Origin of the sequence: Mycobacterium sp. E3339 (genome assembly GCF_001666915.1) — a bacterium.
Lineage (GTDB): Bacteria > Actinomycetota > Actinomycetes > Mycobacteriales > Mycobacteriaceae > Mycobacterium.
The window spans coordinates 34,488-58,605 of the sequence record NZ_LZIZ01000120.1 but is presented as its reverse complement, the minus strand read 5'-3'; the positions used below and the strand labels follow the sequence as shown (position 1 = coordinate 58,605).

Below are 24,118 nucleotides of genomic sequence, written 5' to 3'. Positions count from 1 at the left end.
CCCTGTGCACACACTAAGCGTCTGCCACCTGAAGATGCTGAGCCGTTGGCTGCAGCGTAATCGTACAGGCTCAGCGAACGAGCGACGGCTGCGCTTCGAGGATTCTGCGGGCTGCGATCCGCCCGGCCTTCAGGGCCGCATCGATGTTTTTGAAGTCCAGCGGACCGATCGCCGAGACGTCCGGCTCGATGATCGCCGCGACTCGGGGGAGCTCGCGCAGGTTCCACTTGGGGGCCGCGAGTTCGACGCTGCGAAGCAACGTGTCTTGCAGCGGCGGCAGGGCTACATCCGTGCCGGTCAAGAGCCGCCGGACGAACGCGGGCGGCTGAAGCTTCGCCGGCAGCGGGCCAAATCCCTTCGATGGCACCCACGTCGTGCGCAGATCGACGCATATCACCTCGCCGTCCGGGTCGGCGCACATCACGTCGGCCGGCAGGATATTCATCAGTCCGCCGTCGACGAGCAGCCGTTCCCCATGCTGCACCGGCGGCAGGAGCCCGGGTATCGAGATCGATGCGCGCACCGCGACCCACAGCAGCCCACGGCGATGGATGATCTGATCGCCCGTGATGATGTCGGTGGAGACGGAAAAGAACTCCCTCGGCAGGCGCTCGATCAGGGTGGTGCCACCGAAGAATCCCTCTATCAGGCGGTCGACACGGCGGCCTCGCGTGAGGGCTATCGCGGGGATCGTGTAGTCGCTGACCGGCCTGGTCTCCGCAACGTACTTCCGCGCCGCCGCGGTGCAATCCCGCGCGTCCAGCCCCAGCGCGAACGTGGCCGCGGCGAGGGCGCCGGAACTGGTTCCGCCGAACCGGTCGATGACGACGCCCGCCCGCGTGAGCTCTTCGTAGACCCCGTAATGCGCGAGGCCCCGCGCGCCCCCACCGCCCAGCACGAGACCGAGGGACCGGCCGGCGATTCTGCGGGCCAGCGCGCCGATTCCGTCGTCGTCGGCGGGGTGATGCGAGACCGGCTGCAGCAGATCCCACCAGCTCGGGTCCGGCACGACGCCGCAAGTGACGAGGTGGACCGGCCCTTGCGTCACGGGTGGTTCGAGCGCCTCCGGCGGATCGGTTTGATCGGCAAGCACCACCACTCGGTCGCTTTGCGCGGTGACATAGCGTCGCCAGCTGTCGCCCGAGCCCCGATCGGCCACCAGCAAGACCCAATCGTTGCTTCGCTCGACGCGGTCGAGGGTCTCGCTGAACGCGTCGACGAGCTCGCCGTAATGATTGGCCGCAGCCGTGGTTTCGACGGGTGGCGCGACGACGGCGGCCCGACCGTGCGATCGCAGCCGAGTCACGATCGCGTCGACGATCGGCGCCGCGACCGCATCCCCGCTCGCCACCACGCCGACGACCCGGCGACCGCGAGAGACGGTGGCGGCTCGTGACTCGCGAAGCATCACCGCCATCGCTCGGAACATCGCCGATTGCAGTTGTGGGGCCTTGGCGAGCACCTCGCTGAACGTGTCGGCGGCGATCCTCCAGACGACGCCGTCCCGAAGGGCTCGTACCCCGGCCGAGCGAGCGGCGCCGGTGATCACGCCCAGGTCTCCGATCGAGTCACCTGACGCCATCTCACGAAGCACCTGTCCGTCGAGGCCGACGGCCGCGAATCGTCCCGAGGCGATTACATAGATGGCGTCCGACGGGTCGCCCATGTGAAAGAGCCACTCGTTGGCGGGGACGTGCTGGCGACCTACGGTCTTCGTGAGCAGGTGGAGTTGTTCGTCGTCGATCTCGGCGAATAGCGGAATGCTCCGCAGTGCGGCTCGCTCGTCGGCCGCACGCGGTTCGGGCGACTGCCCTTCAGCGACCATGAAAGGACGTAAGCATATTGTGCCGCTTAGCGGTAGTCCGCGCGGCGCGAAGGCGCTACGCCGGGATCAGCTCGACGCCGCTCAGCACCACGGCGTTGTCGCGCGCAGGCGCGACAACCCCGGCCACCAAACGGCCATCTTCTTTCCACACGTTGACGATCAAGCTCTCGCCGGGGAACGCCACTCCGGCGAAGCGTGCGCCGTAGGCGGCCACCGCCCCGGCGTCGCCGTCCAGCAGCGTGTCGACGATCGCCTTGCACGTCATGCCGTAGGTGCACAGTCCGTGCAGGATGGGCTGCGAAAAGCCATTGGCCGCAGCGAAATCCGGATCGGAGTGCAAGGGGTTGCGGTCTCCGCACAGCCGGTACAGCAGCGCCTGCTGCGGCAGGATCGGCACCTCGATCTCCAGGTCCGGCGATCGATCCGGCGCCGCGTCGGAGGTGGACGGGCCGCGTTCCCCACCGAATCCGCCCTCACCGCGGGCGAAGATCGACCGCCGCTGCGTCCACAGCACCGTGCCGTCGGGCGCGCTGACCGTCGTCTCACTCCAGATCACCGCGGCCTTGCCCTTGTCCCAGATGTCGGTGAACCGGGTGACGGCGCGGGCCGAGCCCGACGGCGGCAGCGGCCCGGGCACCTCCACCCGCTCGCTGGCGTGCAACACCTTGCCCAATTCGATGTCGATGCCGGGGAACTGCACGGTCGGCGGCTTGGTCATGTGGAAGGAGGCCGCCACGTTGCCGAACGTCGGCAGGACCTGCGGAGTGTCGTCGACGAGATACCGCAGTTCCCGCCGGTCCATCGGGTCCTTGCCGGCCCCCAGCGCCAGGTGATAAAGCTGGACATCGCTACTGGTCCAAGAGAATTCGATGGGCTCCAGCTCGGCGGCCAGCGCCACAGCTACGTCAATGGGCATCTCAGCGTTCCCCCGCAATGTGCAGCGCGGCCAGATAACCGAACGTCATCGCCGGGCCGATGGTGCCGCCAGGGCCCGGGTAGGTGTGGCCCATCACCGGTGCGCTGACATTGCCCGCGGCGTACAGGCCTTCGATGATCGTGCCGTCGTCGCGCAGCGCGCGGCCGTGGACGTCGGTGCGCACGCCGCCCTTGGTGCCCAGGTCCCCGGGCACCATCTTGGCCGCGTAGTACGGCGCGTGCCTGAGCTCGCCGAGGTTGGGGTTGGGTTTGTTGGTCGGGTCGCCGTAATAGCGGTCGTAAGCGCTCTCGCCGCGGTGAAAGTCCTCGTCGACGCCGGAGCGGGCGAAGCCGTTGAACCGCTGCACCGTGGCCAGCAGTTCGGCGGCCGGCAGGCCGGCCTTGACGGCCAGCTCCTCCAGCGTGTCGGCCTGGATGATGACCCCGGAATCCAGCCACTTGCGCGGAATCCGTTGGCCCGGCTGCAATCCGGCAAAGATGTAGCGGTCGCGGTACTGCTGGTCGAAGACCAGCCACGCCGGGATGTTCTCGCCCGGACCGGGCCCCTGGCCGAATTCCCCGCCGTACATGTGATGGCAGGCCTCGACGTACGGCATCGACTCGTTCATGAACCGCTTGCCCGACATGTTGACGATGATCGATCCCGGCGAATTGCGTTCCGACAACGCGAACCAGGGCGCGCCTACCAGCGGCACCGTCGGACCCCACCAGGCGTCTTCCATCAATTCCAGTGCGGCGCCTAGCTTTTCGGCGGCGACGATGCCGTCGCCGGTGTTGGCCTTGGCGCCGACGGTCCACTCGGTGGTGATGGGCGCACGCTGGTACTTCACCCGCATCTGCTCGTTGTGCTCGAAACCACCGGAGGCGAGGATCACGCCGCGCCGCGCCCGGATCAGCCGCGGCTCGGACGACTCCGAAGCCCCCGTGTCGCGGACGTAGACGCCGCGCACCACGCCGTCCTCGACGTACAGGTCGGTCAGCGCGGTGTTGAGCAACACCGGAACACCGGCCTGCTGCAACCCGATTCGCAGCGGGCCGATCAACGCCCGGCCCATGCCGACCAGGTTCTTTCCGGCCGCCTTCGCCCACATCGTGCGCGCGCCGACCTTCAGGCTGCGCAGCACGCCCCGCGGGTGTCGCTTCAGCTGGTTCAGCCGCACGTAGTCCTGTTGCATGACAACGACGTTCAACGGCACCTTGCCGTACGCGGGCTCCAGGCCGGCCATGTCCGGCCCGAGCTTGCGGGCGTCGAAGGGCTTCGGTTCGATCGAGCGGCCCTCGGCGCGGCCGCCCGGCGCCTCGGGGTAGTAGTCGGAGTAGCGCGGAACCCAGCACATCTTGAGCGGTGTGTGCTTGAGCACGAACGACAGCATCTCGGGTCCGTGTTCGAGGTAGGCGTCGATGCGCTCCGGCTCGACGATCTCGCCGATGATGCCGTGCAGGTAGGTGCGGGCGGCCTCGGGGTTGTCCCGGACGCCGTCACGCTTGAGCACCTCGTTGTTGGGAATCCAGACGCCCCCACCCGAGCGGGCGGTCGAGCCGCCGAAATGCGCAGCCTTCTCGATGACTACTGTGGAAAGGCCCCGGTGAGCGGCGGTAAGGGCAGCCACCATGCCGGCGCCGCCGCTGCCGACCACGACGACGTCGAGCTCCTGTGCTGTCATGTAGAACACGTTATAGAATTGCCCGGGCCGGGCGCTACTGGGCCGGTCACACGAACGAGGGGACTTCTGCAGATGCTCAGTGTTGCGACGCGAGACGAGCTAGCTGCCGACCTGGCGCAGGCCGAGCGGAGCCGCTCGCCGATTGCTCCGCTCACGGCCGTCCACCCGGACATCGACGTCGTCGACGCGTACGAGATCCAGCTGATCAACATCCGCCAGCGGGTCGCCGAGGGGGCCCGCGTGCTGGGCCACAAGGTGGGCCTGTCGTCGAAGGCGATCCAGCAGATGATGGGGGTCGACGAGCCGGACTACGGGCATTTGCTCGACGAGATGCAATTGTTCGAAGACACCCCCGTCAAGGCCAGCCGCTACCTGTGGCCCAGGGTCGAGGTCGAGGTCGGTTTCATCCTCAACAGCGACCTGCCGGGCGCCGACTGCACCGAGGAGGACGTGCTGGCGGCCACCGAGGCGCTGGTCCCGTCGATCGAGCTGATCGACACCAGGATCACCGATTGGAAGATCGAGTTGTGCGACACCATCGCCGACAACGCCTCGTCGGCGGGTTTCGTGCTGGGTAGGGCGCGGGTGTCCCCGCGCGACGTCGACATCAAGGGGATCGACGCCGTGCTGCGCCGCAACGGCGATGTCGTCGCGGAGGGCCGGACGGACGCGGTGCTGGGCAACCCGGTCACCGCGGTGGCCTGGCTGGCCCGCAAGGTGGAGGGCTTCGGCGTCCGGTTGCGCAAAGGCGACCTGGTTCTCCCCGGGTCGTGCACGCGCGCGATCGACGCGCATGCCGGCGACGAGTTTGTGGCCGACTTCACAGGCCTGGGCTCTGTCCATCTGTCGTTCGAGTAGCTCGAATTAAATCGTCGGACTTAAATATCAACAGCTTCGCAAAGGAGCGTCATGCCGGCTAAGGCGAGTGTGGCCATTGTCGGGTCGGGAAACATCAGCACTGACCTGCTCTACAAGTTGCTGCGGTCCGATTGGCTGGAGCCGCGCTGGATGGTGGGCATCGACCCGGAAAGCGAAGGCTTGGCCCGGGCCCGCAAGCTCGGTCTGGAGACCACGCACGAGGGGGTCGACTGGTTGCTGGCCCAGTCCGAGAAGCCCGACCTGGTCTTCGAGGCGACCAGCGCCTACGTGCACCGCGACGCCGCCCCCAAATACGAGGCCGCCGGCATCCGCGCCATCGACCTGACGCCGGCCGCGGTGGGTCCGGCGGTGATTCCGCCGGCCAACCTGCGCCAGCACCTCGACGCGCCGAACGTCAACATGATCACCTGCGGGGGACAGGCGACCATCCCGATCGTCTACGCCGTCAGCCGGGTCGTGGACGTTCCCTACGCGGAGATCGTGGCGTCGGTGGCGTCGGTCTCGGCGGGCCCGGGCACCAGGGCCAACATCGACGAGTTCACCAAGACCACCAGCAAGGGCGTTCAGACCATCGGTGGCGCCGAGCGCGGCAAGGCCATCATCATCCTCAACCCCGCCGACCCGCCGATGATCATGCGCGACACCATCTTCTGCGCTATCCCCGAGGACGCCGACCGCGACGCGATCGCGAAATCCATCCACGACGTGGTGGCCGAGGTGCAGACGTATGTGCCGGGATACCGGCTGCTGAACGAGCCGCAGTTCGACGAGCCGTCGCTCAACTCCGGCGGCCAGGCGGTGGTCACCACGTTCGTCGAGGTGGAGGGCGCCGGCGATTACCTGCCCCCGTATGCGGGCAACCTCGACATCATGACCGCCGCGGCCACCAAGGTCGGCGAGGAGATCGCCAAGGAGACGCTTTCGGTGGCAGGAGGCACGCGATGAGTAGTGACATTTTCTTCAATCCGATCTGGGACGTGCGGCTGACCGACACGTCGCTGCGGGACGGCTCGCACCACAAACGCCACCAATTCACCAAAGAAGAAGTGGGCGCCATCGTCGCTGCCCTGGACACCGCGGGCGTGCCGGTCATCGAGGTCACCCACGGCGACGGGCTGGGCGGCTCCAGCTTCAACTACGGGTTCTCGAAGACACCCGAGCAGGAGCTGATCAAGCTGGCCGCCGAGACGGCCAAGGAGGCCAAGATCGCCTTCCTGATGCTGCCCGGGGTGGGCACCAAGGAGGACATCAAGGAGGCCCAGAACAACGGCGGGTCGATCTGCCGGATCGCCACCCATTGCACCGAGGCCGACGTGTCCATCCAGCACTTCGGCCTGGCGCGCGAGCTGGGGCTGGAAACCGTCGGGTTCCTGATGATGTCGCACACGATTCCGCCGGAGAAGCTGGCCGCCCAGGCCCGCATCATGGCCGACGCGGGCTGCCAGTGCGTGTACGTGGTCGACTCGGCCGGCGCGCTGGTCCTCGAAGGCGTGCGCGACCGGGTGGCGGCGCTGGTCGCCGAGCTCGGCGACGACGCCCAGGTGGGCTTCCACGGGCACGAGAACCTGGGGCTGGGCGTGGCCAACTCGGTGGAGGCCGTCCGGGCGGGCGCCAAGCAGATCGACGGGTCGTGCCGCCGGTTCGGCGCCGGCGCGGGCAACGCGCCCGTGGAGGCGCTCATCGGGGTGTTCGACAAGATCGGCGTCAAGACCGGCATCGACTTCTTCGACATCGCCGACGCCGCCGAGGAGGTGGTCGCCCCGGCCATGCCCGCCGAGTGCCTGCTGGACCGCAACGCCCTGATCATGGGCTATTCCGGGGTGTACTCCAGCTTCCTCAAGCACGCCATCCGCCAGTCCGAGCGCTACGGCGTGCCGGCCCACCAGCTGCTGCACCGGGCCGGTCAGCGCAAGCTCATCGGTGGCCAGGAAGACCAACTCATCGACATCGCGCTCGAAATCAAGCGCGAGCAAGAGAGCGGCGCCGCGGCCGCCAAATAGCGGCCCGTTCCCATAGGCGGCGCAAAGCTATCCGGAGTAGCCTGGCGCGCATGACCGTGACATCCAGGAATACCCGTGGCCGCGGACTGTCCGGCGCGCTCGCCGGGAGTTTGCTGGCTGTTACCGCCGCGACGATGATCGCGCTGCCGGTGGCCGGCGCGGCCCCACAGTGCCAGACCGTCGGTAACTCCATCGATCAGTACCTACAGCGGCATCCCGACCTGCATGCGCAGCTGCAGGCCCAGTCGGAGGCGGAAGGCGGCGGACCCAACGTCATCGACTACCTGAACCGGCATCCCGACGTGCGGCAGCACCTGATCGACCTGTCGCAGCAGTGCGCGCCCTAGTGAGCCGGCCTCGTCGCTGAACGCCACGGCGGACGCGCGCGAACGTTCGCCATTGACGAAAAAGTAGAACACGTTCTAGCGTCTATGCGTGTTCTCTGATCCTCTCACCTCAGCGATCGCCGAAGCCGAGAAATTAGTCGCCGACGCGCCCTTCATCGAGACCGAAGCCGACCTGCTCGAAGGGCTGCAGTATTTGGCGGGCTGCGTTTCGGCCTGCATCCACCTGGCCTTCGACTACGACCGCGATCACCCCTTCCTGCAGTCGGGCACCGGGCCGTTCACCAAGATGGGCCTGGACAACCCCGACACCCTCTACTTCGGTACCCGGGTGCACGCCAACCACGACTACGTGGTGACCGGACGGCGTGGCACCACGACCGACCTGAGCTTCCAGCTGCTCGGCGGTGAATACACCGACGACAACGTGCCGGCCAGCCAGGCCGCGTTCGATGACCGTGAACTCGAGATCGCGGCCGACGGCAGCTTCGAGTGGCGGGTGCGGCCCACCAGCAATGGCCAGCTGGTCATCCGCGAGGTGTACGGCGACTGGTCGGCACAGCGTGGCACGCTGGCGATCTCCCGGCTGGACACCGCCGGCACCGCCCCGCCGCCCCTGACCCGGGAGACCATTGAAAAGCGTTACGCCACAGCCGGAAAGCAGCTCGTGAACCGGGTGAAAACGTGGCTGCAGTTCCCGCAGTGGTTCTACCTCGATCTTCCGGTCAACACCATGGTCGCGCCCCGGTTGACGCCGGGCGGCCTGGCGACCCAGTACTCGTCGGTGGGCCACTACGACCTGCGCCCCGATCAGGCGCTGGTGATCACCATCCCGGTCTCCGACGCGCCCTATCTCGGCTTCCAGCTGGGCAGCCTGTGGTACATCTCGCTGGACTACATCAATCACCAGACATCGCTGAACAACACTCAGGCACAGGCGGATCCGGACGGCAAGGTGCGCATCGTCGTCGCCGACCAGAATCCGGGAGTGACCAACTGGGTGGAGACACTCGGCCATCGGCGGGGCTTCCTGCAGTTCCGCTGGCAGCGGGTGTCCCGACCGCTCATCGAGGCGGACGGACCCACCGTGGAGTTGGCCGACTTCGACGCCGTCCCGGCCGCGCTGCCGTACTTCGAACATAATAAGATCTCCGACGACGAATGGCGTGCGCGAATAACGCTGCGCCAACAACAAATTGCGGCCAGGATGCTGGGGTGACGATGTCAGGATTGCTCAACGAGAAGGTCGTCGTCATCAGCGGCGTAGGACCGGGACTCGGCACCACCCTGGCGCACCGGTTCTCGAAGGACGGTGCCGACCTGGTGCTGGCGGCGCGCACGGTGGAACGGCTGGAAAGCGTCGCCAAGGAGGTCAACGACGCCGGGCACAAGGCGTTGGCCGTGCGCTGTGACATCACCGACGACGACGAGGTCAGCTACCTCGTCGAGACGACCATGGCCACCTACGGCAAGGTCGACGTGCTGATCAACAACGCCTTCCGCGTGCCGTCCATGAAGCCGTTGGCCGGCACCAGTTTTCAGCACATCCGCGACGCCATCGAGCTCAGCGCGCTCGGCGCGTTGCGGCTCATCCAGGCCTTCACGCCCGCACTGGAAAAGTCGCACGGGTCGATCGTCAACGTCAACTCCATGGTGCTGCGGCACTCCCAGGCCAAATACGGCGCCTACAAGATGGCCAAGTCGGCGCTGCTGTCCATGTCGCAGTCGCTGGCCACCGAGCTCGGCGAGAAGGGCATTCGCGTCAATTCGGTTGCCCCCGGCTATATCTGGGGCGACACCCTGCAGGCTTACTTCGAACACCAGGCGGGCAAGTACGGCACCACGGTGGACCAGATCTACGCGGCCACGGCGGCGAACTCCGACCTCAAGCGCCTACCCACCGAAGACGAGGTCGCCTCGGCCATCCTGTTCCTGGCCAGCGACCTGTCCAGCGGCATCACCGGGCAGACGCTCGACGTCAACTGCGGGGAGTATCACACGTAATGTCCGATCGCACCGATATCGGCACCGTCGACGAACTGCACGCGTCCGCCACCAAGCTCACCGGACTGGACGACTTCGGCGCCAACGACGACAACTATCTCGAGGCGCTGGAGGTGCTGCTCGACTCCTACCGGCGCGAGGCGGGCCTAACGGTGTTGGGCAGCAAGATGAATCGGTTCTTCCTACGCGGCGCGCTGGTCGCCAGGCTCCTGTCGGAGGCTTCGTGGAAGCAGTACCCGCAGCACGCCGACGTCGTCATCGAACGCCCGATTTTCGTCACCGGCCTGGTACGCACCGGCACCACCGCGCTGCACCGGCTGTTGGGGGCCGACCCCGCGCACCAGGGCTTGCACATGTGGCTGGCCGAATTCCCCCAGCCCCGCCCGCCACGCGAAACCTGGGACTCGCACCCCCTCTACCAACAGCTCGACGCGCAGTTCACCAGGCACCATCAGGAGAACCCCGGCTACACCGGTCTGCACTTCATGGCGGCGTACGAGCTGGAGGAGTGCTGGCAGCTGCTCCGGCAGTCGCTGCATTCGGTGTCCTACGAGACGCTCGCCCACGTCCCCACCTACGCGCAGTGGCTGGCGGGGCAGGATTGGACGCCGTCGTACCAACGGCACCGCAAGAACCTCCAGCTGATCGGCCTCAACGACGCCGAAAAGCGTTGGGTGCTCAAGAATCCCAGCCACCTGTTTGCACTGGACGCGCTGATGGCGACCTATCCCGACGCGCTGGTGATTCAGACGCATCGGCCGGTCGAGACGATCATGGCTTCGATGTGCTCGCTGGCCCAGCACACCGCCGAGGGCTGGTCGACGTCGTTCGACGGGGCGCAAATCGGTGCCGACGCGATGGACACCTGGTCGCGCGGGTTGGAACGCTTCAACGTCGCCCGCGCCAAGTATTCGCCCGCGCAGTTTTATGACGTCGACTACAAGGAGCTCATCGCCGATCCGATCGGCACCGTCGCAGACATTTACCGGCATTTCGGGTTGACGCTGACCGACGAGGCGCGGGCGGCCATGGAGAAGACGCACGCCGACAGCCAATCCGGCGAGCGCGCGCCGAAGCATCGGTACTCGCTGGCCGACTACGGGCTGACCGTCGAAACCGTCAAGGAGCGCTTCGCCGGGCTGTGATTCAGTCGTCCTCGGGCGTCGGCTCGCCGAGGTAGCCCTCCGCGACCGCGTGTTCGATGCTGTCGCTCAACTTGGGACAGGACCGAGTGCGGGCGGTGTCGCCGCCGGAGTTGCGCACCTCGGTGAAATGCGCGCAGCGTTGCCACGCCTCGGTGTTCCATTGCACCGCGGTGTGGCCCGGGCCCAGCCTCCGGACGGTGACGGTGACGTGGCAGAACCGGCAGTCCACCGGCAGTAGCCCCGAGCTGAGGTAGCGCTCGCGGTCGGCGCGACTGGCCTCGGCTACGGCGGCCGCGCGTTGCGGATCGTTGGCGAAATCCCTCGACTTCGACCAGGATCCGGAGCCGCCATTGCGGGCGGGCGCGTCGTCGTGGTCGTGATGATCGCCGTGCAGCAGCAGCATCGACCGAGCGAGCCGATCGACGTCGGGAACCGCCGGCTGATCGTCGGACATGTCGGTCAGTGTTGCTCCGCCGGAACGTCTTCGGAGTCCCTGGCCTTCAGGTTCTCCTCGACCTCGGCGTTCCAGTACTCGTTGGCGCGGGTGGTGTCCACCTCGATCTCGAAGCGCTCCACCATTTCCGGCTGGATGTCGGCCACGTCTACGTAGAACTGCTGATACCAGCGGCGCAGCTGATAGACGGCGCCGTCCTCCTCGACCAGCAGCGGGTTGTCGATGCGGGTCTTGTGCTTCCAGATCTCGACATCCTGCAGGAAGCCCTTGCTGACGCCTTCGGTGAACACCCGCGAGAGCTTGTCGGTCATGGCTTCGTCCATGCCCTTGGGCTTTTCGACGATGACGCCCCACTGCAGCACGAACGAGTTCTGGGTCACGGGGTAGTGACAGTTGATCAGGATCGACTCGGCCTTGTAGCCGCCGTAGCTGTTGTGCAGCCAGTTGATCATGAACGACGGCCCGAAGTACGAAGCCTCCGAATCGAGGTGCGCCTCGCCGTAGGAGGTGCCCAGGTCATTGACGTCCTGCCGGCCCACGTTGTGCAGGTACTGCGAGGCGATGTGGCCCTCGAAGACGTTCTTGAAGTAGGTCGGCAACCCGAAATGGATGTAAAAGAAGTGCGCCATGTCGGTGACGTTGTCGATGATGTCGCGGCAGTTCGACCCCTCGATCAGGATGCGGTTCCACCGCCATTCGGTCCACTCGTCGCTGGCCGCTTCCGGGATGTCGGGAATCCGGACCGCGGGGTCCGGCGGATTCTGTTCGTGGTCGTGCCAGACGAACAGCAGGCCGCCCCGCACATCGGTCGTCCACGAGCGGGTGCGCGCCGTCTTGGGCGTGCGCTTGGCGTAGGGCACCAGCTTGCAGCGACCGTCGCCGCCCCACCGCCAGTCGTGGAACGGGCAGGCCACCTCGTCGCCCTTGATGGTGCCTTCCGACAGGTCCCCGCCCATGTGGCGGCAGTAGCCGTCCAGAACCTTGAGGTCGCCCTGCGAGTCGGCGAAAACCACCAGCTTGGTGCCGAACGCCTCGACGGAGTGCGGCTTACCGTCCTGGAAGTCCTTTGCCACACCGAGGCAATGCCAGCCCCGGGCGTACCTGGTCGGCAATGCGCCGGGATCGATCTCCCGGATGCCGACCGCCTTGGTGTCGGTACTCACCTGTCACCTCCAACTCACTGCCCCTCTAACTAGAACACGTTACAGTTTTGCGGTGTCGCCGCGCAACGACGGCGAGTCTGGCTGGGCTTTCCCGCGACGCCTCGGCGCTCGGGGTATATCTAGACGATGCCGCTGTTTGCTTTCGAAGGCCGGGCGCCGCGGGTCGACCCCACCGCGTTCGTGGCCCCGACCGCCACCCTGATCGGCGACGTCGTCGTCGAGGCCGGTGCGTCGGTGTGGTTCAACACCGTGCTGCGCGGCGATTACGGGCCCATCGTGGTGCGCGAGGGCGCGAACGTCCAGGACGGGTCGGTGCTGCACGCGCCGCCGGGCATACCGGTCGACATCGGCCCGGGCGCCACCGTGGCGCACATGTGCTGCATTCACGGGGTGCACGTCGGTTCCGAGGCGATGATCGCCAACCACGCCACCGTCCTCGACGGCGCCGTGATCGGCGCGCGCAGCCTGGTCGCCGCCCACTCGTTGGTGACGGCCGGCACCCAGATTCCCGCCGGCATGCTGGCGGTCGGCTCGCCGGCACAGATCAAGGGCCCGGTCGCCGGAACGGGCGCCGAGATGTGGATCAAGGTGAATCCGCAGGCCTATCGCGAGCTGGCGCAGCGGCACCTGGCCGGGCTCGAGCCGCTTTAGACCTTGCGGGCCGACGCGGCCGCGCGGTCCATCTCCCAGTACGCGCGCAGGGCGGTCAGCTTGCCCTCGCCGTTGGCCTTGTACGTGAAGACGCCCTCGGCGGTCACCTGATAGTCGCCGTGGGTGATCAGGATGTGGCCGACGTTGGCTTCCTCATTGCCGCACTGGTACGTGTCGCGAAAGACGAACTCGATCCGCTTGGTCGGGGCGATGGCCTTGTCCCAGAAGGCCGCGATCGCGTCGCGGCCCCGGTGGCCCTTGCCCTCCGGATCGAAGGCCGACGGGCCGATCGGGTCCTCCACGATGGCGTCGTCGGCGAAAACCGCCAGCCACGCCTCCTTGTCCCTGGCGATTACGGCCTCGCGCGAGCGCCGGCCGGCGTCGTGCGCGGGGTGCTCAGCCATCGGCGCCGACCTTTTCCGGCCTCGGCTTGTCCGCACCGACCACCCACATGGAGTAGTACTGCGAACCGCCGCCGTAGGCGTGTCCCAACGCCTTGCGCGCGTTCGGAACCTGGTGATCGCCACCCTTGCCCATCACCTGAATCGCCGCCTCCGCGAACCGGATCAGGCCCGAGGCGCCGATCGGATTCGACGACAACACTCCGCCCGACGGGTTGACGGGCAACCGTCCACCGATCGCCGTCTCGCCGGCCTCGGTGAGCTTCCAGCCCTCGCCCTCGGGCGCAAAGCCGAGGTTTTCCAACCACATCGGCTCGAACCAGGAGAACGGTACGTAGATCTCGGCCGCGTCGATCTCGTCGATCGGGCTGGTGATGCCGGCCGCCTTCCACAGCGCGGCGGCCGCGTCGCGCCCCGCCTGCGGGCTGACCTGGTCGCGCCCGGAGAACTGCAGCGGCTCGGTGCGCAACGCGGTGGCGTGGATCCACGCCACCGGATTTCCTTGCGCCAGGCGGGCTTCGGCGGCCTCCTCGTTGCCGATCACGACGGCGGCGGCGCCGTCGGACGACGGGCAGGTCTCGTCGTAACGGATCGGGTCCCACAGCATGGGCGACTCCATCACCTTCTCGACGGTGATGTCGGGTTGGTGCAGGTGCGCCAGCGGATTGCGGGCCCCGTTGAGCCGGTCCTTGACCGCGACGATGGCGCCGATGTTCAGCGGCGCGCCGGACCTGCGGATGTAGGAGCGCACGTGCGGGGCGAAGTACCCACCCGCGCCGGCGCCCACCGGCTTGATGAAGGGGATCGGAATCGACAACGCCCACATGGCGTTTGACTCCGACTGCTTCTCCCACGCCATCGCCAGCACGCGCCGGTATTTCCCGGACTGCACCAGGCTGGCGGCCACCACACCGGTTGATCCGCCGACCGAGCCCGCGGTGTGCACCCGGATCAGCGGCTTGCCCGTCGCGCCCACGGCGTCGGCCATGAACAGCTCCGGCATCATGACGCCCTCGAAGAAGTCGGGCGCCTTGCCGACCACGACGGCGTCGATGTCGTCGAAGGTGGAACCGGAGTCGGCCAGCGCCCGGTCGATGGCCTCGCGCACCAGGCCGTTCATCGAAACGTCTTGGCGCTTGGCCACATATTTCGTCTGCCCGGTACCGAGTACCGCGGCTAGGTGCGCACCTGCACCGGCCATCAGTTCTTTCCTTCCATGACCGCAACCAGGTTCTGTTGCAACGCGGGCCCGCTGGTGGCGTGCGCCAGCACCCGCTGCGCCGACCCGTTCCAGATGTGTTGCGCCGCAAACCCGATCCGCTCCAGGCCGGCGACGAACATGGGGTTGGCGGCCAGCGCGCCGCCGGACGGATTCACCTTGGTCGGCCCCGGTATCCGGATGGCCTCCTCGATGATCAGGTGCTGGTGGGTGAAGGGCGCGCAAATCTCGGCCACGTCGAGGTTGTCGGTCTTGCCACCCGTGGCCACTTTGGCCGCCGCCCTGGTCGACGGGGACTCGGTGAGGTCGCGCGCACCCAGCGCGGGGGTTTCGATGCGGTGCTCGATCCCCGTGATCCAGGCGGGGTTCTCCCGCAGCTCGCGTGCGCGGTCATCGGCCGCGAGCACGATCGCGGCGGCGCCGTCGGTGATCGGGGCGATGTCATGGCGTCGCAGCGGCTCGGCGAAGAACGGCCTCTCGAGCAGGTCGGCGACGTTGATCGTCGGCTCGAGGTTGTCCACCCGGCGTGCGTTGGCAAAGGAATCGAACGCGACACGCGCCATCTGCTCTTCGGTCCACTTGCCGGTGTCGAGCCCGATGCGGGCCTGCAGGCCCGCCATGGAGATCGAATCCGGCCACAGCGGGGCGACGGTGTAGGGGTCGGTCTGCCGCGAAAGGATCTGCCGCAGAATGCCCGCCGACGACTTACCGAATCCGTACACCAGCGCGGTGTCGACCTCGCCGGTCAGGATCTTGATGTAGGCCTCGTACAGTGCCCAGGCCGCGTCCATCTCCACGTGTGACTCGTTGATCGGCGGTACCGCGCCGATCGAGTCGATCGCCGAGATGAACGAGAATGCCCGCCCGGCGAGGTAATCCGAGGACCCCGAGCACCAAAAGCCGATGTCGCCCTTGGTGATTCCGAGGTCCTCGTAGAGCTGGGCGAAGCACGGCATCAGCATCTCGACGCCGTTGGTGGTGCCGTCGGTGCGGCGGACGTGTGGGGCGTGGGCGAAGCCGACGACCGCAACGTTGCGAGCGCTCATTGGTAGGTGTGCCCTTTACAGGTGGTGCTTGTAGGTGTCGTATTCGGCGTCGGGCTCACCCGTCGGCCGGAAGTACTCGATGTTGTCGATGCCAAAACCCCACTCCTCGCGGGGTTTCCACACCGCCTCGACGCGCATGCCCATCCGCACCTCGTGCGCGTCGACGTCGGCGACCAGATGCAGGAACGGGATGTCCGCCCCGTCGAGCAGCACGTAGGCCGCCACGTAGGGCGGTTTGATGCGCTGGCCCTGGAACGGGATGTTGATGATCGCGAACGTCGTGACGGTGCCCTTGTCGGGCAGCTCGACGAACTCCGTCGTGGGCTGGCCGGTGGCCGGGTCCGCGCCGTGCGGCGGGAAGTAGACCTTTCCCTCTTTTCCGGTGCGGGCGCCCAACAGCTTGCCCTGGGCGATCGCGCGCAGGTAGGCGCTCTCCTCGTGCGAGGCGGTGTGCTGAATCGTCAGCGAGATGGGTGTGACGATCATGGTCACCGGATCCTGTTCGCCCGCAGCCGCTTCCGACACGGGCTCGGCTTCCTCCCCGAGCGCGAAGTAGGCGATGTCGGTGATCGCGCCCACCGGTTCGTCGGCCCAGTGCACATGCACCCGGGCGCCGGTCCGAATGGCGTCGGGGCTGCCGGCGTCGACGGCATGCATCAGCGGGGTGTCCGCGCCGTCGAGCTTGATCAACGCCCAGGCGAACGGACGGTCCAGCGGCTGGCCCTCTATCGGGTCGGGCTGCCAGGTCCAGGACACGACGGTGCCGACGCTGGACACCGGCACCATCTCGCCCAGCGGCTCGTATGTGACCGGGTCGTACTCCGCGGGCGGTACGTGCACCCGGCCATCCGATCCGCGCACGCCCAGGACGTGGCGCTCACGCAGCGCGGTGAAGAACTTGCTTAGCGTGGGGCCGACCGAACGGGTGTAGTCGAAAGACAACGTCAGTGGCGCGGAGAGTGGCGGTTCCGTGGGATCCGTCAAGGTCGGGCTGCTCGAGCTGGCTGTCACGCCATCGAGTAGAACAGGTTCTAAGAACGGTTTCAACATCGGGTCCCTTCGGAAGGTCAGTGACTATGAAGCTTGGGTTGCAGCTCGGGTATTGGGGCGCTCAGCCGCCGGAGAACCACGCGGAACTCGTCGCCGCGGCCGAGGAGACCGCGTTCGACGCCGTGTTCACCGCCGAGGCGTGGGGATCGGACGCCTACACGCCGCTGGCCTGGTTGGGCTCGTCGACGCACCGGCTGCGGCTGGGCACCTCGGTGATCCAGCTGTCCGCGCGCACACCGACCGCGACCGCGATGGCCGCGCTGACGCTCGACCACCTGTCCGGCGGCCGGCACATCCTCGGGCTCGGCGTGTCCGGCCCGCAGGTGGTCGAGGGCTGGTACGGCCGGCCGTTCCCCAAGCCGCTGGCCCGCACCCGCGAGTACATCGACATCATGCGGCAGGTGTGGGCGCGGGAGAAGCCGGTGACCAGCGACGGCCCGCACTATCCGCTGCCGCTGACCGGGGAGCAGACGACCGGCCTCGGCAAGCCGCTCAAGCCAATCACGCACCCGCTGCGCGCCGACATCCCGATCATGCTGGGCGCCGAGGGGCCGAAGAACGTGGCGCTGGCCGCCGAGATCTGCGACGGCTGGCTGCCCATCTTCTACACGCCGCGGATGGCCGACACCTACAACGAATGGCTCGACGAGGGGTTCGCCCGGCCCGGGGCGCGCCGCGGCCGCGAGGACTTCGAGATCTGCGCGACCGCGAACATCGTCATCACCGACGACCGCGCCGCCGCCTTCGCGGCCATGAAGCCCTATCTGGCCCTTTACATGGGTGGCATGGGCGCCGAGGACACCAACTTCCACGCCGATGTGTACCGGCGGATGGGTTATGCCGAGGTGGTCGACGACGTGACGAAGCTGTTCCGCAGCAACCAGAAGGACAAGGCCGCGGAGATCATCCCCGACGAGGTGGTCGACGACGCCGCGATCGTCGGCGATATCAACTACGTCCGTGAGCAGGTCAAGGTCTGGGAGGCCGCCGGCGTCACCATGATGGTGGTCAACGGACGCAACGAGGCGCAGATCAGGGAGCTCGCCACGCTGATCTAGCCGATCCTTGCCAGGGGATTAGAACGCGTTCTAGTGTGGCCCGATGACAGCCTCGCAGCACACTATCGCGGGCACGGTACTGACCATGCCGGTGCGGATCCGCAGGGCAAATCAGCACATGGCGATGTTCTCGGTCGACGCCGACGCCGCGCAACAGATGATCGACTACAGCGGCCTGCAGGTGTGCCGCTACCTGCCCGGCCGCGCGATCGTCGTCCTGATGTTGATGCACTACATCGACGGCGATCTGGGCCAGTACCACGAGTTCGGCACGAGCGTCATGGTCAACCCGCCCGGTTCGAAGGCCTCCGGGCCGCGCGCGTTGCAGTCGGCCGGCGCCTTCATCCACCACCTGCCCGTCGACCAGGCATTCACCTTGGAGGCGGGCACCAAGATCTGGGGCTACCCGAAGGTTATGGGCGAGTTCACCGTCACCGAAGGTGAGCATTTCAGTTTCGATCTCAGCATCGACGGCCAACCGGTGATCGGGATGGATTTTCGCCGCGGCCTGCCATTCCGGCTGACCCCGCGCCAGCAAGAGCAGCGCAGCTACTCACACCGCGACGGCGTCACCCGCGAGACCGCCTTCGAGCACACGCTGGACGGCGTGCGCACCCGCTTCGGCGGAGTGCGGGTCCGGCTGGGCGATCATCCGTACTCGAAAGAGCTTGCGGCGCTGGGTCTTCCAAAACGCGCTCTAGTGTCCAGTTCGGCTCAAAACGTCCAAATGACCTTCGGTGATGCTCAGGAGATCTCATGACCATGACGAGGCCCGACGTCGACCTCACCGACGGCGCTTTCTACGCGGGCGATTCCCGGTCCGTTTACCGCTGGATGCGCGAGAACGAGCCGGTCTTCCGGGATCGCAACGGATTAGCGGCCGCCTCCACCTATCAGGCCGTGATCGAGGCCGAGCGCAACCCCGAGTTGTTCTCCAACGCGGGCGGCATTCGGCCCGACCAAGACGGCGTCGAGATGATGATCGAGATGGACGACCCGCAACACCTGTTGCGCCGCAAGCTCGTCAACTCCGGTTTCACCCGCAAGCGCGTGAAAGACCTTGAAGCCAAGATTGTTTCGCTGTGTGACACGCTCATCGACGCGGTCTGCGAGCGCGGTGAGTGTGACTTCGTCTGGGACCTCGCGGCGCCGCTGCCCATGGCCGTCATCGGTGACATGCTCGGCGTGCGGCCCGAAGAGCGCAAGATGTTCCTCAAGTGGTCCGACGACCTGGTGAGCTTCTTGAGCAGCACCGCGGCGGAATCCGATTTCCAGGTCACCATGGACGCCTTCGCGGCCTACAGCCAATACATGATGGGGATGATCGAGGCCCGCAAGAAGGAGCCGACCGACGACCTGGTCAGCGTCCTCGTGCACGCCGAAGTCGAGGGCTCGCGCCTCGAAGACCACCAGATCGTCACCGAGGTGCTGCTGCTGCTGATCGGCGGCGACGAGACCACGCGCCACACGCTGTCCGGCGGGACGCGGCAGCTGCTGCTGCATCCGGATCAGCACCGGCGCCTGGCGGCCGATCTGAGCCTGCTGCCCAACGCGATCGAGGAGATGCTCCGCTGGACCGCGCCGGTGAAGAACATGGCGCGCACGATCACCGCCGACACCGAATTCCACGGCACCCAGCTGCACCAGGGCGAGAAGATGATCCTGCTGTTCGAGTCGGCGAACTTCGACGAGAAGGTCTTCGACGACCCGGAGAGCTTCAACATCGAGCGCTACCCGAACAACCACCTCGCCTTCGGTTTCGGGACGCACTTCTGCCTCGGCAACCAGCTCGCCCGGCTCGAGCTGTCCATCATGCAGAGCCGGCTGCTGCAGCGCCTGCCGGACATGCGTCTGGCGTCGGACGCCGATCTGCCCTTGCGGCCGGCCAACTTCGTGTCCGGCCTGGAGAAGATGCCGGTGGCGTTCACGCCGGGCGCCCCGCTGGGGTAAGCATCGCTGATTCGCCGAGCGTGTAATCATCGCGATATTCAGGCGAGTTTTTCGCGCTGAGTGCACGTTCGGCGCGCCCAGGTAGCGGCCACTCGGTGCAGAATTCCGCCCTGTGTGTCGTCGGCGGTAACTCGGATGACGATCCAGCCGAGATCGGACAGCGCTTCGTAACGCGCGATGTCCCGATTGAATTGCCTGCGGTCCGTCCGGTGGTGATCGCCTTCGTACTCGAGCGCGATTTTGGCGTCCTCCCAACCCAAATCGAGGACGGCGATCAGCTCCCCGTACTCCCCGAAGACCGGGATCTGGGTCTGAGGCCGCGGATAGCCGGCCTTGATGACCAGCAGCCGCAGCCACGTCTCGCGCGGGGACTCGGCGCCGGGATCCACGAGCGATAGGGCAACGCGTGCTCGCCGGATGCGGCGGCGGCCTCGATACCGATCCGCGAGTGTCTCGACGTCGCACACCTTCAGCTCCGCCACGCGTGCCAGCGCGTCGATCGCTGCGACGGCGGCACCGACGGGATAGCGGCACGCCAGGTCGAGCGCCGTACGCGCCGGCGTCGTCGCCGGGATCCCGGAGACTACTTGTATCTCGTCTTCCGCTACGCGGTCCGACCAGGTGCGAATACCTCTCGGCGGCCGGCGGTAGTCGTAGAGCAACTCGGCCGGGGCGCGCCCATCAACCCACTTCGCCCCGTGCAGCACGGCCGCCGAGCGGCCCGCGACGATGGCCCGCCGCCTCGACCACAACCACGCCGCGTGGGCGCGCCCGCGCGCGGTGAGCTCGACGTCGCGCGCGACGTACACGTCGGGATGAAGGGCGAGAAACCGGCTGCGTAGCGCGTACGGCGTCACTCGGCCGGACGCGACGGCCTCACTACCGATGAACGGGACCTCCATGGCAGGAGTGTGCCGTCAAGGCCCGACAGCCCCGTCGAACGTGCACTGAGCGCGAAAAATCGGCCGGAAATTCGCAAGGGGTGCACGTTCGGCGCGAAAGGGGCGATATCGCGGGTTACTTGTTCTGGAAGTTGGGCTTGCGTTTCTCGGCGAACGCCCTGGGGCCTTCCTTGGCATCGTCGGACAGGAAGACCTTGATGCCGATCTGGGTGTCGATCTTGAAGGCCTCGTTCTCGTGCATGCCCTCGGTCTCGCGGATCGCCCGCAGGATCGCCTGCACCGCGAGGGGTCCGTTGGCCGATATGACGTCTGCGAGCTCTAGCGCCTTGGAGAGCGCCTGACCGTCCGGCACCACGTGCCCGATCAGGCCCATCTCCTTCGCCTCGGCGGCGGTGATGTGCCGTCCGGTCAGCAGCAGATCGCAGGCGACCGTATAGGGGATTTGCCGCACCAGCCGCACGGCCGATCCGCCCATCGGGTACAGGCTCCACTTGGCCTCGGAGATGCCGAACTTGGCGCTCTCGCCGGCGATGCGGATGTCGGTGCCCTGCAGGATCTCGGTGCCGCCGGCGATCGCGGGTCCCTCGACGGCCGCGATGAGGGGTTTTGTGAGCCGGCGTCCCTTGAGCAACGCGTCGATTCGCGACGGGTCGTAGCTGCCGTCCTTGAAAGATTCACCCGGCGGCTTCTTCGTTGCCGCCTTGAGGTCCATGCCCGCGCAGAAGTAGCCACCGGCCCCGGTCAGGATGCAGCAGCGGATGTCCGGATCGTTGTCGACGCGGTCCCAGGCCTGGACCATGATTTCCATCATTTCGGTGCTCAGGGCGTTGCGGGCGTGCGGCCGGTTCAACGTGACGATCAGGGTGTGACCGCGCTGTTCCACCAGGGCGTCTTGGCCCGATTCCTCGTTTGCTGGAGCCTCAGCCACGGCTACCGCCTCTCCCTCGACATTGAGCACGAACTTGTCAGGAAATGTAACACGTTCTAATTTGGTGGCCGTGGCCCTGAATATTGCCGATCTCGCAGAGCACGCCATCGACGCCGTGCCGGACCGTGTCGCCCTGATCTGCGGTGACGAGAAGCTCACCTACGCCCAGCTGGAGGAGAAGGCCAACCGCCTCGCCCACTACCTGATCGATCAGGGGGTGAAGAAGGACGACAAGGTGGGGCTGTACTGCCGCAACCGCATCGAGATCGTCATCGCGATGCTCGGCATCGTCAAGGCGGGCGCCATCCTGGTGAACGTCAACTACCGCTACGTCGAGGGCGAGTTGCGCTACCTGTTCGACAACTCCGACATGGTCGCCCTGGTCCACGAGCGCCAGTACTCCGACCGGGTGGCCAACGTGCTGCCGGACACCCCGAACGTCAAGACGATCCTGGTCATCGAGGACGGCAGCGACGCCGACTTCCAGCGCTACGGCGGCGTCGAGTTCTACTCCGCGATCGCGCAGGGCTCACCCGAGCGCGACTTCGGCGAGCGCAGCGCCGACGACATCTACCTGCTGTATACGGGTGGCACGACGGGCTTCCCGAAGGGCGTGATGTGGCGCCACGAGGACATCTACCGGGTGCTCTTCGGTGGAACCGACTTCGCCACAGGCGAATTCGTCAAGGACGAGTACGACCTGGCCAAGGCCGCCGCCGCCAACCCGCCGATGGTCCGCTACCCGATCCCGCCGATGATCCACGGCGCCACCCAGTCGGCCACCTGGATGTCGATCTTCTCGGGCCAAACCACCGTGCTCGCACCGGAGTTCAACGCCGACGAGGTGTGGCGCACCATCCACGAGCACAAGGTGAACCTGCTGTTCTTCACCGGTGACGCGATGGCGCGGCCGCTGCTCGATGCGCTGCTGGCCCATCAGGACGAGGGGAACGAGTACGACCTGTCCTCGCTGTTCCTGCTCGCCAGCACCGCCGCGCTGTTCTCGCCGAGCATCAAGGAGAAGCTGCTCGAACTGCTGCCGAACCGGGTGATCACCGACTCCATCGGCTCCTCGGAGACCGGCTTCGGCGGCACCAGCATCGTCGCCAAGGACGCGCCGCACGCCGGCGGCCCCCGGGTGACCATCGACCACCGCACCGTGGTGCTCGACGAGGAGGGCAACGAGGTCAAGCCCGGCTCCGGGGTGCGCGGCTTCATCGCCAAGAAGGGCAACATCCCGGTCGGCTATTACAAGGACGAGAAGAAGACCGCCGAGACGTTCAAGACCATCAACGGCGTCCGGTATGCGATCCCCGGCGACTGGGCGCTGGTCGAGGACGACGGCACCGTCACGATGCTGGGCCGCGGCTCGGTGTCGATCAACAGCGGCGGCGAGAAGATCTACCCCGAGGAGGTCGAGGCGGCGCTCAAGGGCCATCCCGACGTCTTCGACGCGCTGGTGGTCGGCGTGCCCGATCCCCGATACGGGCAGCACGTCGCCGCCGTCGTGCAGGCGCGGCCGGGGTCCAAGCCCTCGCTGGCCGAACTGGACCGCTTCGTGCGCTCCGAGATCGCCGGATACAAAGTGCCGCGCAGCCTTTGGCTGGTCGACGAGGTGAAGCGCTCCCCGGCCGGCAAACCGGACTACCGCTGGGCCAAAGAGCAGACCGAGGCGCGCCCCGCCGACGACGTGCACGCCGCTCACGTGAGCGCTTGACCGAATTCGTCAAGCACCACCCGAACGCCCCGGCCGGGTACTTCGCGTGGGAGGCCGCGGGCCTGCGCTGGCTCTCCGGCGTCGACGGCGGAGTGCCGTGCGCGCGGGTGCTCTCCGTCGACGCGACGAGCCTGATCCTGGGCCGGCTTGATTCCGTGCCACCGACCGCGGAGGCGGCGCGGGCGTTCGGTGGCCGGCTCGCGGTGACGCACGACGCCGGCGCGCCGGCCTTCGGGGCCGGCCCCGACGGCTGGGATGGGCCCGGGTTCTTCGGCCCGCTGTCCCAGCCGCTGCCGATGTCGTTGCGGCGGCACCCGCGCTGGGCGGACTTTTACGCCGAGGAGCGGCTGACCCCGATGGCGGAGCTGGCGGCGCCGCGGCTGGACGCGTCGACTCGCGACGCGATCGACTCCGTCGTGGCGCGTTGCCGCGCGGGTGACTTCGACGACGACGATTCGCCCGCCCGGCTGCATGGTGACTTGTGGAGCGGCAACGTGATGTGGACGCCCGACGGGGTGGTGCTGATCGACCCGGCCGCGCACGCCGGCCACCGCGAGACCGACCTGGCGATGCTTGCCCTGTTCGGCTGCCCGCACCACGACGCGGTCCTCGACGGCTACCAGCGGGTGCGGCCGCTGAAACCGGGTTGGCGCGACCGGGTCGGGCTGCATCAACTCTTTCCGTTGCTGGCGCACGTCGTGCTGTTCGGCGGCGGGTACGCGCGTCAGACGCAGGCTGCCGCCCGCGCGGCACTGGCCGCGTAACGTCCGTCTACTGTTGGA

General features: G+C 67.2%; 24 protein-coding genes. 13 read left to right on the top strand and 11 right to left on the bottom strand.

Features of this window, described 5'->3' with window-relative positions; translation table 11 throughout:
• Positions 1 to 70: 70 nt before the first annotated feature.
• The 3 genes from A5702_RS11015 to kstD are packed head-to-tail and all read right to left on the bottom strand — an operon-like array spanning position 71 to position 4,425.
• The gene (locus A5702_RS11015; protein WP_068220603.1) at positions 71 to 1,825 is read right to left on the bottom strand and encodes a patatin-like phospholipase family protein; all 1,755 of its coding nucleotides are present in this window, start codon (positions 1,823 to 1,825) and stop codon (positions 71 to 73) included.
• 55 nt (positions 1,826 to 1,880) lie between these two features.
• A complete protein-coding gene (locus A5702_RS11010) occupies positions 1,881 to 2,741 on the bottom strand; it encodes a MaoC/PaaZ C-terminal domain-containing protein (RefSeq protein ID WP_055403219.1) in 861 nt (286 codons plus the stop codon).
• Position 2,742: 1 nt separating this feature from the next.
• A complete protein-coding gene (gene kstD / locus A5702_RS11005; protein ID WP_068220622.1) occupies positions 2,743 to 4,425 on the bottom strand; it encodes a 3-oxosteroid 1-dehydrogenase in 1,683 nt (560 codons plus the stop codon).
• A 72-nt stretch (positions 4,426 to 4,497) separates the two neighbouring features.
• Between kstD and A5702_RS11000 the strand changes: the two genes are divergently transcribed.
• The 7 genes from A5702_RS11000 to A5702_RS10970 all read left to right on the top strand — a co-directional run bounded on the left by A5702_RS11000 (position 4,498) and on the right by A5702_RS10970 (position 10,797).
• Positions 4,498 to 5,283 carry a 2-keto-4-pentenoate hydratase gene (locus A5702_RS11000; RefSeq protein WP_055403218.1) on the top strand — a complete coding sequence of 262 codons (786 nt, stop codon included), beginning with the start codon at positions 4,498 to 4,500 and terminating at the stop codon, positions 5,281 to 5,283.
• Positions 5,284 to 5,334: 51 nt separating this feature from the next.
• Positions 5,335 to 6,249, top strand: coding sequence for an acetaldehyde dehydrogenase (acetylating) (locus tag A5702_RS10995; RefSeq protein ID WP_067822002.1), 915 nt, complete (start codon positions 5,335 to 5,337; stop codon positions 6,247 to 6,249).
• Positions 6,246 to 7,304, top strand: a complete 1,059-nt coding sequence (gene dmpG, locus A5702_RS10990; RefSeq protein WP_055403216.1) for a 4-hydroxy-2-oxovalerate aldolase — start codon at positions 6,246 to 6,248, stop codon at positions 7,302 to 7,304. The genes A5702_RS10995 and dmpG overlap by 4 nt, the downstream gene beginning before the upstream one ends.
• 50 nt (positions 7,305 to 7,354) lie before the next feature.
• Positions 7,355 to 7,651 carry a hypothetical protein gene (locus A5702_RS10985; RefSeq protein WP_055403215.1) on the top strand — a complete coding sequence of 99 codons (297 nt, stop codon included), beginning with the start codon at positions 7,355 to 7,357 and terminating at the stop codon, positions 7,649 to 7,651.
• 88 nt (positions 7,652 to 7,739) lie between these two features.
• On the top strand, positions 7,740 to 8,867 hold the full coding sequence (locus A5702_RS10980) for a hypothetical protein (protein WP_068220598.1): 1,128 nt from the start codon (positions 7,740 to 7,742) through the stop codon (positions 8,865 to 8,867).
• A gap of 2 nt (positions 8,868 to 8,869) precedes the next feature.
• Entirely contained in the window at positions 8,870 to 9,652 is a 783-nt protein-coding gene (locus A5702_RS10975; RefSeq protein ID WP_055403213.1) for an SDR family oxidoreductase, read from the top strand.
• Positions 9,652 to 10,797 (top strand): sulfotransferase, encoded by a 1,146-nt coding sequence (locus tag A5702_RS10970; protein ID WP_068220595.1) that lies wholly within the window; start codon positions 9,652 to 9,654, stop codon positions 10,795 to 10,797. Before A5702_RS10975 ends, A5702_RS10970 begins: the two co-directional genes overlap by 1 nt.
• A 1-nt stretch (position 10,798) precedes the next feature.
• Here the strand turns inward: A5702_RS10970 and A5702_RS10965 are convergent, their stop codons facing one another.
• Both A5702_RS10965 and A5702_RS10960 read right to left on the bottom strand, forming a co-directional pair.
• Positions 10,799 to 11,251 carry a hypothetical protein gene (locus tag A5702_RS10965; protein WP_067821993.1) on the bottom strand — a complete coding sequence of 151 codons (453 nt, stop codon included), beginning with the start codon at positions 11,249 to 11,251 and terminating at the stop codon, positions 10,799 to 10,801.
• Between the two features lie 5 nt (positions 11,252 to 11,256).
• The gene (locus A5702_RS10960; protein WP_055403210.1) at positions 11,257 to 12,414 is read right to left on the bottom strand and encodes a Rieske 2Fe-2S domain-containing protein; all 1,158 of its coding nucleotides are present in this window, start codon (positions 12,412 to 12,414) and stop codon (positions 11,257 to 11,259) included.
• Between the two features lie 126 nt (positions 12,415 to 12,540).
• On the opposite strand from A5702_RS10960, the gene A5702_RS10955 reads away from it, so the two are divergent.
• Positions 12,541 to 13,065: a gamma carbonic anhydrase family protein gene (locus A5702_RS10955; RefSeq protein WP_067821991.1), complete on the top strand. Its 525-nt coding sequence runs from the start codon at positions 12,541 to 12,543 to the stop codon at positions 13,063 to 13,065.
• Here the strand turns inward: A5702_RS10955 and A5702_RS10950 are convergent.
• Genes A5702_RS10950 through A5702_RS10935 form a run of 4 tightly spaced genes read right to left on the bottom strand, consistent with a single transcriptional unit; the run spans position 13,062 to position 16,742 of the window.
• Complete coding sequence (locus A5702_RS10950; protein ID WP_067821987.1) at positions 13,062 to 13,469, bottom strand: nuclear transport factor 2 family protein; 408 nt, start codon at positions 13,467 to 13,469, stop codon at positions 13,062 to 13,064. The two genes, A5702_RS10955 and A5702_RS10950, sit on opposite strands and share 4 nt — an antisense overlap.
• Positions 13,462 to 14,667: a thiolase domain-containing protein gene (locus tag A5702_RS10945; RefSeq protein ID WP_055403207.1), complete on the bottom strand. Its 1,206-nt coding sequence runs from the start codon at positions 14,665 to 14,667 to the stop codon at positions 13,462 to 13,464. The genes A5702_RS10950 and A5702_RS10945 overlap by 8 nt, the downstream gene beginning before the upstream one ends.
• Entirely contained in the window at positions 14,667 to 15,731 is a 1,065-nt protein-coding gene (locus tag A5702_RS10940; RefSeq protein ID WP_055403206.1) for a thiolase domain-containing protein, read from the bottom strand. The genes A5702_RS10945 and A5702_RS10940 overlap by 1 nt, the downstream gene beginning before the upstream one ends.
• A 15-nt stretch (positions 15,732 to 15,746) precedes the next feature.
• On the bottom strand, positions 15,747 to 16,742 hold the full coding sequence (locus A5702_RS10935) for a Zn-ribbon domain-containing OB-fold protein (RefSeq protein ID WP_055403205.1): 996 nt from the start codon (positions 16,740 to 16,742) through the stop codon (positions 15,747 to 15,749).
• Positions 16,743 to 16,807: 65 nt separating this feature from the next.
• Between A5702_RS10935 and A5702_RS10930 the strand changes: the two genes are divergently transcribed.
• Genes A5702_RS10930 through A5702_RS10920 form a run of 3 tightly spaced genes read left to right on the top strand, consistent with a single transcriptional unit; the run spans position 16,808 to position 19,789 of the window.
• Positions 16,808 to 17,839: an LLM class F420-dependent oxidoreductase gene (locus A5702_RS10930; RefSeq protein WP_068220592.1), complete on the top strand. Its 1,032-nt coding sequence runs from the start codon at positions 16,808 to 16,810 to the stop codon at positions 17,837 to 17,839.
• Positions 17,840 to 17,882: 43 nt separating this feature from the next.
• A complete protein-coding gene (locus A5702_RS10925) occupies positions 17,883 to 18,599 on the top strand; it encodes an acetoacetate decarboxylase family protein (protein WP_055403203.1) in 717 nt (238 codons plus the stop codon).
• A gap of 2 nt (positions 18,600 to 18,601) precedes the next feature.
• Complete coding sequence (locus tag A5702_RS10920) at positions 18,602 to 19,789, top strand: cytochrome P450 (RefSeq protein WP_156669567.1); 1,188 nt, start codon at positions 18,602 to 18,604, stop codon at positions 19,787 to 19,789.
• A 38-nt stretch (positions 19,790 to 19,827) separates the two neighbouring features.
• Here A5702_RS10920 and A5702_RS10915 read toward each other — a convergent pair whose 3' ends face one another.
• The gene (locus A5702_RS10915) at positions 19,828 to 20,691 is read right to left on the bottom strand and encodes a hypothetical protein (protein WP_068220584.1); all 864 of its coding nucleotides are present in this window, start codon (positions 20,689 to 20,691) and stop codon (positions 19,828 to 19,830) included.
• 115 nt (positions 20,692 to 20,806) lie between these two features.
• Positions 20,807 to 21,619 carry a crotonase/enoyl-CoA hydratase family protein gene (locus tag A5702_RS10910; protein ID WP_068220580.1) on the bottom strand — a complete coding sequence of 271 codons (813 nt, stop codon included), beginning with the start codon at positions 21,617 to 21,619 and terminating at the stop codon, positions 20,807 to 20,809.
• 64 nt (positions 21,620 to 21,683) lie between these two features.
• Here A5702_RS10910 and A5702_RS10905 point away from each other — a divergent pair, with 64 nt between their 5' ends.
• Both A5702_RS10905 and A5702_RS10900 read left to right on the top strand, forming a co-directional pair.
• Positions 21,684 to 23,336 carry an acyl-CoA synthetase gene (locus tag A5702_RS10905; protein ID WP_068220621.1) on the top strand — a complete coding sequence of 551 codons (1,653 nt, stop codon included), beginning with the start codon at positions 21,684 to 21,686 and terminating at the stop codon, positions 23,334 to 23,336.
• Positions 23,333 to 24,100 (top strand): fructosamine kinase family protein, encoded by a 768-nt coding sequence (locus A5702_RS10900; protein WP_068220577.1) that lies wholly within the window; start codon positions 23,333 to 23,335, stop codon positions 24,098 to 24,100. The genes A5702_RS10905 and A5702_RS10900 overlap by 4 nt, the downstream gene beginning before the upstream one ends.
• Positions 24,101 to 24,118: the final 18 nt, after the last annotated feature.

Coding starts and splice junctions, on each gene's coding strand:
- A5702_RS11015 (WP_068220603.1), bottom strand. CDS start 1,825: ATGGTCGCTGAAGGGCAGTCGCCCGAACCGCGTGCGGCCGACGAGCGA.
- A5702_RS10940 (WP_055403206.1), bottom strand. CDS start 15,731: ATGAGCGCTCGCAACGTTGCGGTCGTCGGCTTCGCCCACGCCCCACAC.
- A5702_RS10975 (WP_055403213.1), top strand. CDS start 8,870: ATGTCAGGATTGCTCAACGAGAAGGTCGTCGTCATCAGCGGCGTAGGA.
- A5702_RS10950 (WP_067821987.1), bottom strand. CDS start 13,469: ATGGCTGAGCACCCCGCGCACGACGCCGGCCGGCGCTCGCGCGAGGCC.
- A5702_RS11010 (WP_055403219.1), bottom strand. CDS start 2,741: ATGCCCATTGACGTAGCTGTGGCGCTGGCCGCCGAGCTGGAGCCCATC.
- A5702_RS10970 (WP_068220595.1), top strand. CDS start 9,652: ATGTCCGATCGCACCGATATCGGCACCGTCGACGAACTGCACGCGTCC.
- A5702_RS10925 (WP_055403203.1), top strand. CDS start 17,883: ATGACAGCCTCGCAGCACACTATCGCGGGCACGGTACTGACCATGCCG.
- A5702_RS10965 (WP_067821993.1), bottom strand. CDS start 11,251: ATGTCCGACGATCAGCCGGCGGTTCCCGACGTCGATCGGCTCGCTCGG.
- A5702_RS11000 (WP_055403218.1), top strand. CDS start 4,498: ATGCTCAGTGTTGCGACGCGAGACGAGCTAGCTGCCGACCTGGCGCAG.
- A5702_RS10945 (WP_055403207.1), bottom strand. CDS start 14,667: ATGGCCGGTGCAGGTGCGCACCTAGCCGCGGTACTCGGTACCGGGCAG.
- A5702_RS10955 (WP_067821991.1), top strand. CDS start 12,541: ATGCCGCTGTTTGCTTTCGAAGGCCGGGCGCCGCGGGTCGACCCCACC.
- A5702_RS10920 (WP_156669567.1), top strand. CDS start 18,602: ATGACGAGGCCCGACGTCGACCTCACCGACGGCGCTTTCTACGCGGGC.
- dmpG (WP_055403216.1), top strand. CDS start 6,246: ATGAGTAGTGACATTTTCTTCAATCCGATCTGGGACGTGCGGCTGACC.
- kstD (WP_068220622.1), bottom strand. CDS start 4,425: ATGACAGCACAGGAGCTCGACGTCGTCGTGGTCGGCAGCGGCGGCGCC.
- A5702_RS10915 (WP_068220584.1), bottom strand. CDS start 20,691: ATGGAGGTCCCGTTCATCGGTAGTGAGGCCGTCGCGTCCGGCCGAGTG.
- A5702_RS10985 (WP_055403215.1), top strand. CDS start 7,355: ATGACCGTGACATCCAGGAATACCCGTGGCCGCGGACTGTCCGGCGCG.
- A5702_RS10995 (WP_067822002.1), top strand. CDS start 5,335: ATGCCGGCTAAGGCGAGTGTGGCCATTGTCGGGTCGGGAAACATCAGC.
- A5702_RS10930 (WP_068220592.1), top strand. CDS start 16,808: ATGAAGCTTGGGTTGCAGCTCGGGTATTGGGGCGCTCAGCCGCCGGAG.